The sequence below is a fragment of the Streptomyces solincola genome (genome assembly GCF_002982015.1).
Classification (GTDB): Bacteria; Actinomycetota; Actinomycetes; order Streptomycetales; family Streptomycetaceae; genus Streptomyces; species Streptomyces solincola.
Genome location: NZ_PVLV01000359.1, coordinates 1 through 2,819 on the forward strand (window position 1 = coordinate 1; position 2,819 = coordinate 2,819).

General features: G+C 75.3%; 2 protein-coding genes. Both read right to left on the reverse strand.

Annotation, left to right across the window (positions count from 1 at the left end; translation table 11 throughout):
- The coding region (locus tag C6N75_RS21530; protein WP_258177530.1) for an FAD/NAD(P)-binding protein at positions 1–560 on the reverse strand (560 nt) is incomplete at its 3' end.
- 207 nt (positions 561–767) lie between these two features.
- On the reverse strand, positions 768–2,444 hold the full coding sequence (locus tag C6N75_RS21535) for an alkaline phosphatase D family protein (protein ID WP_105870552.1): 1,677 nt from the start codon (positions 2,442–2,444) through the stop codon (positions 768–770).
- Positions 2,445–2,819: the final 375 nt, after the last annotated feature.

Genomic DNA, 2,819 nt, shown 5'->3' on the forward strand with positions numbered 1-2,819 from the left:
GTGTGGGGCGGGACGGAGGGGGCGGAGGGCAGGTGGCCTTGGGCCAGGACGACGGCGTCCAGGCCGTCCAGGACGGTGCCGTCGTCCAGGGCGAGGGTCTGGCGGCCGTCCGGGGCCTCGGTGAGCCGGACGGCCCGCGCGCGGTGCACCCGTATCGTCACCCGCGGCGGCGCGGTCCGCACGGCGCGGGCGAACGCCCACTCCAGGTAGGCCCCGTAGACGGCGCGGCTCGGGTAGTCGTCGGGGCCGAGTGCCAGGCCGCGCGCGGCGGCCCACTCGTACAGGCTCGGCCCCCGGCGTATCGGTCCCTCGCACTCCACGCTCTCGTCGGTGAAGAGCGTGACCTGGCAGGCCACCGTGTTCATCAGCAGTCCGGCCGGCTGGTCGGTGCGCCACACCCGGCCCGCCCCGGGCGGGGCGGGGTCCGCCACATGCACCGTCAGCGGGGCGTCCGCCGCCAGTTCGGGGACGGAGGCGCAGAGGCGTTCGAGCACCGAGGTGCCCCGGGGGCCTGCGCCGACCAGGGCTATGGCATGGAGGACTGCGGTCGAGACCGTCAAGATTCGGACTCCCTGGACGGGGTGGCACGGCACACGGAAGGGACATCATGCCGCTGTACCCCGGAGTACCGAAGCGTTGGCCTGAGCGTCGCTGTCCGCTATGCGGGGAATGGCGGACGCTCTGAACCGTTCGTACACCGGACGTTCACAGCCTCGGAGCCTCCGACCAGGCCCTGGGAGGCAAGGGCGGTCATGCCCCGCGGCCGCCTATCCGCGCCCGCCCCGGGTGAGTCCGCGCTCGTGCACGGTCCGCAGGTCGGAGCCCGTGCCGCCGGACCGCACCTCCGCCTGCTCCAGTCGCAGCCGCGCCGAACGGCCGCGCAGCGCCAGCGTCATGAGCTGGTTGCCGAACCACGGTCCGCCGGTCCGCTTCCAGTGCACCGGCGGCAGCCCGGCCCGGGCGTGCCGCAGCAGCCCCTTGCCCAGGACCCGCCCGGCCGCGCTCCAGCCGAACCGGAACGCCAACCGCATCGAGCGGGGCACCCCGTTGTGCACCGGGGAGCAGGTCAGTTGGAGGACCGCGGCGTCCGGGGTGGCGTCGGCGGGCCAGCGCGGCTCGGCCACATAGGCGTGGTGGACGTCCCCGGAGAGCACGCAGATCGTGGCGGGCGCGTCCGGGCCGCTGCCGGCGTCGGCCACCAGCCGGGCCAGCTTCTCGAACGACTCGGGGAACGCGCCCCAGTGCTCCATGTCGGCCGTGCGCCGGATCCTCTCCGAGAAACGGGCCCACCGCGGGCCGCGCTCACCCCGGCACAGGGCGGCGTTCCAGATCTCGGCGTCGTGCACCAGCGGCGGCAGCAGCCACGGCAGCGAGGTGCCCACCAGCAGGTGATCGACGTCCGAGCGGCGGTCGGTCATCTGCTCCCAGACCCAGCGCGCCTCCTCGTCGTCGAGCATGGCCCGTTCGGACTCCTTCAGCACCCGCGCCGCCCGGCTGTCGATCATCACCAGCCGGGTCCGCCCGAAGTCCCGGCGGTAGCTCCAGCGCGTGCGCGAGGGCTCGGCGTCCGCCTCGACGGCGAACGCCCGCAGCGGCTCGGTGCCGTCCTCGACGCCGGTCACCTTGGCGTACACCGGGTCGGCGGCCAGCTCCTCGGGGGAGAGGTTGCCGATGTGCTGGTGCACCCAGTACGACATCAGCCCGCTGAGGATCCGCTCGTTCCACCAGTCGGTGCGGCGCATGTCCGCCACCCAGGCGGCGCTGGTGTTCCAGTCGTCGATCACGTCGTGGTCGTCGAAGATCATGCAGCTCGGGACGGTGGAGAGCAGCCAGCGCACCCCGGGGTCGCGCCAGGACTCGTCGTAGAGGTGGGTGTACTCCTCGTAGTCCGCGACCTGCTCCCCGGGCGGCTCGCTCAGGTCGCGCCGGGTGGCGAGCCAGTCGCGGGTGGCCTCGGACACCTCGTCGGCGTACACCTGGTCACCGAGCAGGAGGAGTACGTCGGGCCGCTCGCCCTCGGGGTCGGCGGCGATGCGCCGGGCCAGCGAGTCGAGCGCGTCGGGGCCCACCGGGTCCTCGCCGCCGGCCGGCGGGGCGGCCCAGCGGCAGGAGCCGAAGGTGACCCGCACGGTGTCGCAGGCGGCCGGGTCGGGGGCGCTGATCGTGGAGGGCGGGAAGCCGGAGTCGGCGGGCGGCCACACCTGCTCGCCGTCCACGTCCACCTCGTACGCGGTGGTGGCGCCCGGGGTCAGGCCGGTGACCGTCACCAGCGCGTAGTGGTGGCCGGCGACCTGGAAGGTGGGCGCGCTGCCGCCACCCGTGCCGCCCGGGCACCGCACCTCGACCGTGCCGGGCGCCTGGGTCTCGACCCAGACCGTCGCCCGGTCGCCGCGGTCGAAGTCCACGTAGCGCAGCAGTGGCCCGAGCCGCAGTTCCGCCGCCATTTTCCGGCCTCCTCGTCGCCCGCCCACCCGGCTCTCGGGTGCTGTGGCGCTGTGCGTGCGGAGCCACCGCGGTACACGGTCACGGGTCGCCGCTGCCGCGGTGGCTCTCCCTGCACCGTACGGGTGCCCGGAATTCCGGCACAGCCGCACACCGCTCCGGAACGGGCGCGGCGGCCCGTCCCCAGGGGCGTCCCATCGCCGCCCGGCGGCCCGGGGCGGGGTGAAGGGCCGGTGGGCCCGCGCGGCGGCGGAGGTCGGTCAACCGCCCGTGGGGCCCGGCGCGGCAGCGAAGGCCGGTCGATCACCCGGCGGCCCCCCCGAGGTGCGTCCGCCGCCGCCCGTCCCTCCGCCGCCCGTCCCTCCGCCGCCCGTCCC